The organism is uncultured Flavobacterium sp., from assembly GCF_963925415.1.
Taxonomy (GTDB): Bacteria; Bacteroidota; Bacteroidia; order Flavobacteriales; family Flavobacteriaceae; genus Flavobacterium.
This window is the reverse complement of the sequence record NZ_CAWUTS010000058.1, coordinates 1-7,687: the sequence shown is the minus strand read 5'-3', so window position 1 is coordinate 7,687 and position 7,687 is coordinate 1. Positions and strand designations below refer to the sequence as shown.

The following is a 7,687-nucleotide window of genomic DNA, read 5'->3' as shown; positions in this document are numbered from 1 at the left end:
TTTTAAGTTCAAGTACATCATTTGGCTTTTTTATTATAAAAAAAGTCAAAGTCATGATGTTTATAGTTAATAAAGCAATAACAACTGCTGTTAATAATTTTGATTTGTTCATAATATTAATATAATTGATTATCAGCTGTTACTACTAATTTTGACACATCATTAATTGAATTAGAAATTTGTTCGTTATGATACAAAACTTCAACATTTATAAAAACCAATAACGATATAGAAGCAGCTACAAAAAATTTGGCATAATTACTGACTTTTTTTTCATATGCTATTTGTTCTTGAATTCGAACATACAAACTGTCATCTGGAAAAACTTTTGTTATTCCATTTGTGCTGTTTAAAATGTTTTTAATAAAAATTTCGTTGTTCATTTTGTATTAATCTGTCTATATATTTGACGAAGTTACTTACTTTTTCTTGTTATATTCCTTAAATTTATTTGTTAACTTTTCTTTTAAACTGTTTTTTGCTCTAAAAACTAACGATTCAACAGCAGAAATACTCAATTCCATAATTTCGGCAGTTTCAGGATTACTCAATCCATCTACTTTTGTGAGTATAAATACTGTTTTTTGTTTTTCGGGTAATGCGTCTATCGCTTCAAATAAAATTTTAGCATCTTCTTTGTTTTCCATCAGAATACCAGGATGCTCAAAAGAGGTAGAGTTTAAAACCTCAAATTCGTTATCTGATTTAATACCAAAAACAAAAAAATTTTTTTGGCTTTTTTTTCTTTTAATAAAATCTAAAGATTGATTTATAGCAATTCGATATATCCATGTTTTTAAACTCGATTTATCTTTAAATTTATCAATAGATTGATGTATTTTTATAAAAACATCTTGCGTAACTTCTTCAGCATCTTCTATATTTTGCATATAATGTAACGCAATATTATAAACCAAAACCTTATACGTTTCATATATACTATTTAAGTCAAATGGTGTTCTGTACATTAAAAAAAATATTTATATATGTTGATAGACCAAAAATAGATGTTTGACATTAAGTTTAGCTAATATTTCATTTTTTTTTAATATTAAAATAATAGTATATTTGGGCTTTATATTTTAAACTTAAATAACATATATATTTATTAGTTAAAAATGATTTGAATATTATATTTGACTTATAAAAAACAATAAAAATTTTTACATGAAATTATTAGACGGTAAAGTTACCATAATTACAGGAGCAAGTAGAGGAATAGGAAGCGGTATAGCAAAAGTTTTTGCAGAACATGGATCAAATGTTGCATTTACTTATAGCTCATCTGCTGAATCAGCTTTAATTTTAGAAAATGATTTAAATGCTTTAGGCATAAAGGCAAAAGGCTATAAATCAAATGCAGCAGATTTCAATGAAGCTCAAAAGTTAGTTGAAGATGTAATGGCAGATTTTGGCAATGTTGATGTTTTAATTAATAATGCTGGAGTTACTAAAGATAATTTATTGATGCGCATGAGCGAAGATGATTTTGACAAAGTTATTGAAATCAACTTAAAATCAGTTTTTAACATGACGAAAGCTGTTCAAAAAATCATGTTAAAAAATCGTAAAGGTTCAATTATTAATATGAGTAGTGTAGTGGGAGTAAAAGGTAATGCTGGGCAAGCTAATTATGCTGCATCAAAAGCAGGAATGATTGGTTTTACCAAATCTATTGCGCTTGAGTTGGGCTCAAGAAATATCCGCTGTAATGCTATAGCTCCAGGGTTTATTGAAACTGAAATGACTGCAAAACTAAACGAAGATATTGTAAAAAGTTGGAGAGAAGGAATACCTTTAAAACGAGGTGGAACACCTGAAGACGTAGCCAATGTTTGCGTGTTTTTATCAAGTGACTTAAGTGCTTATGTAACCGGTCAAGTAATAAATGTTTGTGGAGGAATGCTTACATAATTGCTAAAATTTGGTAGATTTATACTCTTTTAAAGATATTAATTTTAATCATCTCATAATAGAATACACTAGCATGTCCCAAATCACGAGCATTCTTCTCATTTTATCTGTATTAATTGCTGGTTTATTGTCGTATTATCAGTACCTATATAAAGCTACGAGTAAGTCTAATTTGAATTTGTTTTTAACTTTTTTGCGGTTTACATCTTATTTGACAGTCTTTGTATTGTTAATCAACCCAGTTATAAGTCAAAAATCATTAGAAATAGTAAAAACACCTTTGCCTATTTTTTTTGATAACTCACAGTCAATCAAAGAGTTAAATGCACAAGAAAATATTAAAAGTGTTTATGAGGCTTTAAAAGATAACAAGAAGTTAAAAACAAAATTTGATGTTCAAATTTATTTATTTGACTCCGAAATACATCAAGACAAACCATTTGATTTCATTGGAAAACAAACCAAATTGGATGATGTTGCACAAAATGTAAAACAACTTTTTAAAGCTCCATTTATTCCTGTATTGATCGTTACTGATGGAAATCAAACTCAAGGACGAGACTATGTATATTCCTTTCAATCAAACGTTGCCGTTTTTCCTGTAATTGTAGGTGATACAACCCAGGTTGAAGATTTAAAAAATAACCAAATAAATATAAACAAGTATGCTTTTCTGAAAAATAAATTTCCAGTTGAGATATTTGTACAATACAACGGTCCAAAATCAATTCAAGCAGATGTAATTATTTATGAAAATGGCAAACCTGTTTTTAAAGAAAAAATTAGTTTTTCGAGCAAACAAAAAGTAAAAACGATTACTGCTTTTTTGAATGCCAACACTGTTGGAATAAAAAAATATAAGGCAACAATTAACAGTAGCCTCGTCGAAAAAAATAAAACCAATAATACCAAATATTTTTCATTAGAAATATTAGATCAAAGAAAAGAAATTGCCTTAATTTCAACGATTACGCATCCTGATTTAGGAGTCATTAAACGAAGTATCGAATCTAATGAGTTACGCAAGGTAAAAATAGTTAACCCTAAAGAAATTAATGACTTATCAAATTTCAATGCTTGTATTTTTTATCAGCCAAATGCAGAATATTTACCTCTAATAAGTAAAGCAAAAAAACTTAAAATAAATGCGTTTTTTATTACAGGAAACTCCACTAATTATGATGTAATGAATCAATCTCAATCTGATTTGGTTTTTAAAATGACCAATCAAAAAGAGAATTATAACGCATCTTATAACGAACAATTCAATCTTTTTGCACAAGATAATATAGGTTTTGATTCTTTTTCTCCTTTAGAAAATGGATTTGGATCAGTTCAAATTAATGCAAATGTTTCTGTTCTATTGGGGTCAAAAATAAACAGAATTGATGTGAACAACCCAATGTTGTGTTTTTCTGAAAATGCATCTTTCAGAAAAGCTTATTTGTTGGGAGAAAACATATGGAGATGGCGAATTGAAAGTTACGTAAAAACTAACAATTTTACACAATTTGACATGTTTATGGATAAAATCATTCAATTTTTAACATCTAATAGTACCAACACATCTTTAGTTGTATCGCATGAATCTTTTTATAATTCGGGAGAACCTATAGAAATTAAGGCCCAATTCTTTAATAAAAACTACGAATTTGATGAAAATGCTCTATTGCGTATAACACTAAAAAATCAGGCAAATAATAGCTTAAAAACATTTGATTTCTTAAAAGCTAATACTGAATATAAAGTAAATTTAGACAATTTAGTTCCAGGTAATTATAGCTTTACCGTTGTTGAAAAAAACACAAAAACTTCGTTTTCAGCTGCTTTTGAAATATTAGATTTTGAAATTGAAAAACAATTTGTAAATGCTGATAAAAAGCATTTAGAACAATTAGCTCAAAACACCAATGGAATTGTCTTTTATCCCAACACTGTGGATGCTTTAATTGAAAATTTGATGGACAATAAAAATTACAAATCCATTCAAAAAGAAATTATAAAAAAAACACCTTTAATCGAATGGACTTGGTTGATGATTTTATTGGCAATTACTCTAGCTACAGAATGGTTTGTTCGAAAATATAACGGATTGTTGTAATTATTGATGTTTAATTAAGGTCTTACGTTAGTTTCTACCACAATGGTTTTAGCCCAAACATCTCCTAAACGTTGATTTTTATCTGTATTTTTAATTAAAATGATGCCTATAAAACCGAAAAGGAACATGTCTATTGGATCTAATAAATGTCTTTTAAAAGATTGACCAAACGATAATATGCCGCTGGTTCTAAGTAATGATTTTGGTTTTAATCCAACAATAGAATTACCAATTGTAGCTCCAAAATAAACTTCTAATAGCACCGTCATAAAAAACCAAAAAAATATAGGAATTAAAGCTAAAGGCCCTGTTATTTCATATGAATAGTTAGCTACAGGCTCACCTAATTTCATTGTAAAAACAAAGAAAAACATATAAATTATAGCATAATCTATTAAACAGGCTATACACCGTTTAAGTAAAAAAGGTTTGGTACAAATGATCATTTTTTAACAAACTTATAAAAATTAATCTAAAGATTTATTTAATTTAGATTTGTACTAAATTAATGTTAAATAAAAAAAATATCATTAAATTAACAATAAGAAAAAAAATATATGTTTATTTTGTATTCAATAAATATAAATTATGAAAAAGTATAGTGTATTAATTTTTATATTGTTTACAGCATTTGTTTTTTCTCAACAAAGTATTATTTCTCTTAACGAGGCTAAAACTCAAGCCTTAAAGGAATCTAAAAATATTATTCTTATTTTTTCAGGCTCAGATTGGTGTGCACCTTGTATTAAATTAGATCGAAGTATTTTTCAATCGGATGAATTTAAAAAAGCAGCTGAAGAAAACTGGATTGTAATTAGAGCAGATTTCCCTAAAAAGAAAGCTAATACTCTAAGCCCTGAACAAAAAGAAGTGAACAATAAATTAGCTGAAAAATACAATCCCGAAGGAAATTTTCCAAAAGTATTGGTGCTAGATACTAAAGGAATAGTTCTAGGTATTATGGGTTATGAAAAAGTAACTTCTGAGGTATATATACAAAAATTAAAAAAATTCCATAAATAATGAAACTCCGTTTTATTATCCTATTCTTAGTGATTTCAAGTTTGACATTTAGTCAAATTACCTATAAAAAAAAAGCTTCTCTTTTAGGAAGTCCTTTTGACATTACTTTACTCGCAAAAGACTCTACAGAAGGTGCTTCTTTCGCTGAATTAGCCATTAATGAAGTAAAACGGATTGAGAGTCTTATTTCAGATTGGATTCCGTCCAGTCAAATATCACATGTAAATCAAAATGCAGGTATTCATCCAATAACAGTTGATTTGGAAGTTTTTCAATTGGTTGATCGGTCTTTAAAAATTTCAAAATTAACCAAGGGTGCCTTCGATATTTCTTATGCATCTATGGACAAAATTTGGAAATTTGATGGCAGTATGACCCAAATGCCTACCGATGAAGAAATTAAAAAATCTGTAGAAAAAGTTGGCTATCAAAATATAATTTTGAATGAAAAAGATACTACAATTTTCTTAAAAAATAAAGGCATGAAATTAGGCCTTGGAGGTATTGGACAAGGGTATATAGCCGATAAAATTAAAGAAGTTTTATACTCTAAAGGCTGTATGTCAGGTTTGGTAAATGTTTCAGGCGACATCAGTACCTGGGGTAAACAATTGAACAACGAGCCTTGGACTATTGGTATTATCAATCCCATGAATAAAAACAAGGTTTTTGCCACTTTTCCTTTAGAAAATACTGCTGTAGAAACTTCAGGTAGTTATGAAAAATTTGTTACTTTTAACGGCGTACGATATTCACATATTATAGATCCTCGTACCGGTTATCCAGCAAAGGGAATTGTAAGCATTTCTGTTTTTGCCAAGCAAACCGAAATGGCAGATGCTTTTGCAACAGGGATTTTTGTAATGGGTGTAACAGTAGGGCTTGATTTTGTGAATCAAATTAAGGGTTTAGATTGCATTATAGTAGATGATAAAGGAGCAATTCATGCTTCAAATAATATAGATTTAAAAAAACACAACTAATATATGAAAACAGCATTGTATGGATTAATTGTAATACTGATATTGCAATCGTGCGGTTCGGTTAAAGAATATGACAAACAACAAATTAACGATCCAACCATGAAATTAAGTGCGCAAACTACTGAACGCTATGAAACCGCATTTCAGGTTTACAGAGAAGCTGCAGCTGGAGCAAATGGTGGAAAAACCGGTGGTGGATGTGGCTGTAATTAATTGTATTATGAAAAAAAACATTCTTTATATTTTAATTATTGGCTCAAGTATCTCTTTTGCTCAAGTAAACGATTCTATTGTTTATAAAAAACGTGTTTTAGAAACGGCAGAAGTCGATTTTTTAATGAGCTATTACAATCAAGATGGTATACATTCATCTGTAAGCGGTGGAATGGGGTCTGAAAAATTAAGTGATATTGCATCTAATATTGTAATTTCTGTTCCTTTAAATGATGACGATATTTTAACAATTGATGTAGGTATTTCTGCTTATACATCAGCTTCATCTAGTAATATCAATCCTTTTTATTCTTCACGAATATCAAATGATGATGATGATAATCAAGAAGATTACTACATGAGCAATTCAAGAGGTAATGGAGCGTCATGGAATGCTGCGACTGCAGCTTCAGGTGGACAAAATACGTCAACTATTCCAGTTGGTACACCTTGGCAAGCATCATCTGGTGCTTCAGCTCAAGATGCCCTAGTGTCTTTAGTGGCTAATTATGCCCATAGTAGTGATGATCGCAATTTAAATTGGAACGCAGACCTATCTGTTTCTAATGAATATGATTATACATCTGTAGGTTTTGGAGGAGGAATAGCCAAACTATTCAATGATAAAAACTCTGAAATTTCTTTAAAAACTAATGTGTATTTAGATCAATGGCGCCCAATTTATCCAACCGAATTGAGTGAATATGCAAAATATGGAACCAACTATAATTCTCAGGGATACTTTGCGGGAGTAACCATTTACAACGAAAATGGCCCAGATGCAACAGAAAATTATTTACCCATAAAATTTAGCAAAATTGATAATGTAAAACGAAATTCGTATTCAGCTTCATTTGGTTTTTCGCAAGTAGCTACAAAAAAAATGCAATTTTCATTGTTTTTTGATCTAATAAAACAACAGGGTCTTTTATCATCACCATATCACAGAATATATTTTGCCAACAAAACTAATTTTTATGTGGGCAAGTCGGAATATATTTCTGTATATCAAACTGCTGCAAATGTAGCTGTATATCATTTAGCGGATGACATTGAACGTTTGCCCGATACCCGAACTAAAACTCCCATAGGAGCACGATTAAATTATTACTTTAATGAACGCATAACGATTCGATCGTATTACAGATACTATACCGATAATTGGGATTTATCATCCCATACAGCCAGTTTTGAATTACCTATAAAAGTAACAGATGAGCTTACTGTTTTTCCTATGTATCGCTTATATACACAAAAACAAAGTAAGTATTTTGCAGGTTATGAGCAACATTATTCTACCGAACAATATTATACTTCTGATTATGATTTATCTACATTTAAAGCCAACCAGTTTGGTTTTGGAGTCAATTATGTAGATATTTTTACCTCATTTAAAATAGGAAATTTTGGACTTAAAAATATTGATTTTCGATTCAATCATTATTCTAGAAAT

General features: G+C 29.2%; 9 protein-coding genes. 6 read left to right on the top strand and 3 right to left on the bottom strand.

The window, feature by feature from the left end:
• Positions 1-116 precede the first annotated feature (116 nt).
• Together AABM47_RS04610 and AABM47_RS04605 are read right to left on the bottom strand one after the other, a co-directional pair.
• A complete protein-coding gene (locus tag AABM47_RS04610) occupies positions 117-383 on the bottom strand; it encodes a hypothetical protein (RefSeq protein WP_338409753.1) in 267 nt (88 codons plus the stop codon).
• 36 nt (positions 384-419) lie between these two features.
• The gene (locus AABM47_RS04605) at positions 420-968 is read right to left on the bottom strand and encodes an RNA polymerase sigma factor (RefSeq protein WP_338409752.1); all 549 of its coding nucleotides are present in this window, start codon (positions 966-968) and stop codon (positions 420-422) included.
• A gap of 199 nt (positions 969-1,167) precedes the next feature.
• On the opposite strand from AABM47_RS04605, the gene fabG reads away from it, so the two are divergent.
• Positions 1,168-1,914: a 3-oxoacyl-[acyl-carrier-protein] reductase gene (gene fabG, locus AABM47_RS04600; protein WP_338409751.1), complete on the top strand. Its 747-nt coding sequence runs from the start codon at positions 1,168-1,170 to the stop codon at positions 1,912-1,914.
• Positions 1,915-1,987: 73 nt separating this feature from the next.
• Complete coding sequence (locus AABM47_RS04595; protein WP_338409750.1) at positions 1,988-4,015, top strand: hypothetical protein; 2,028 nt, start codon at positions 1,988-1,990, stop codon at positions 4,013-4,015.
• 14 nt (positions 4,016-4,029) lie between these two features.
• Here AABM47_RS04595 and AABM47_RS04590 read toward each other — a convergent pair whose 3' ends face one another.
• On the bottom strand, positions 4,030-4,461 hold the full coding sequence (locus AABM47_RS04590; protein ID WP_338409749.1) for an RDD family protein: 432 nt from the start codon (positions 4,459-4,461) through the stop codon (positions 4,030-4,032).
• Between the two features lie 142 nt (positions 4,462-4,603).
• Between AABM47_RS04590 and AABM47_RS04585 the strand changes: the two genes are divergently transcribed.
• The 4 genes from AABM47_RS04585 to AABM47_RS04570 all read left to right on the top strand — a co-directional run.
• Positions 4,604-5,038: a thioredoxin family protein gene (locus AABM47_RS04585; RefSeq protein WP_338409748.1), complete on the top strand. Its 435-nt coding sequence runs from the start codon at positions 4,604-4,606 to the stop codon at positions 5,036-5,038.
• The gene (locus tag AABM47_RS04580) at positions 5,038-6,021 is read left to right on the top strand and encodes an FAD:protein FMN transferase (protein WP_338409747.1); all 984 of its coding nucleotides are present in this window, start codon (positions 5,038-5,040) and stop codon (positions 6,019-6,021) included. Before AABM47_RS04585 ends, AABM47_RS04580 begins: the two co-directional genes overlap by 1 nt.
• 3 nt (positions 6,022-6,024) lie before the next feature.
• Positions 6,025-6,234 (top strand): DUF4266 domain-containing protein, encoded by a 210-nt coding sequence (locus tag AABM47_RS04575; protein WP_338409746.1) that lies wholly within the window; start codon positions 6,025-6,027, stop codon positions 6,232-6,234.
• 7 nt (positions 6,235-6,241) lie between these two features.
• Positions 6,242-7,687, top strand: a 1,446-nt coding sequence (locus AABM47_RS04570; protein WP_338409745.1) for a DUF3570 domain-containing protein, incomplete at its 3' end; no start/stop codon positions are given.

What these genes read in the sequence shown, in the direction of transcription:
- AABM47_RS04610 (WP_338409753.1), bottom strand. Translation starts at nt 383, where the DNA reads ATGAACAACGAAATTTTTATTAAAAACATTTTAAACAGCACAAATGGA.
- AABM47_RS04605 (WP_338409752.1), bottom strand. Translation starts at nt 968, where the DNA reads ATGTACAGAACACCATTTGACTTAAATAGTATATATGAAACGTATAAG.
- fabG (WP_338409751.1), top strand. Translation starts at nt 1,168, where the DNA reads ATGAAATTATTAGACGGTAAAGTTACCATAATTACAGGAGCAAGTAGA.
- AABM47_RS04595 (WP_338409750.1), top strand. Translation starts at nt 1,988, where the DNA reads ATGTCCCAAATCACGAGCATTCTTCTCATTTTATCTGTATTAATTGCT.
- AABM47_RS04590 (WP_338409749.1), bottom strand. Translation starts at nt 4,461, where the DNA reads ATGATCATTTGTACCAAACCTTTTTTACTTAAACGGTGTATAGCCTGT.
- AABM47_RS04585 (WP_338409748.1), top strand. Translation starts at nt 4,604, where the DNA reads ATGAAAAAGTATAGTGTATTAATTTTTATATTGTTTACAGCATTTGTT.
- AABM47_RS04580 (WP_338409747.1), top strand. Translation starts at nt 5,038, where the DNA reads ATGAAACTCCGTTTTATTATCCTATTCTTAGTGATTTCAAGTTTGACA.
- AABM47_RS04575 (WP_338409746.1), top strand. Translation starts at nt 6,025, where the DNA reads ATGAAAACAGCATTGTATGGATTAATTGTAATACTGATATTGCAATCG.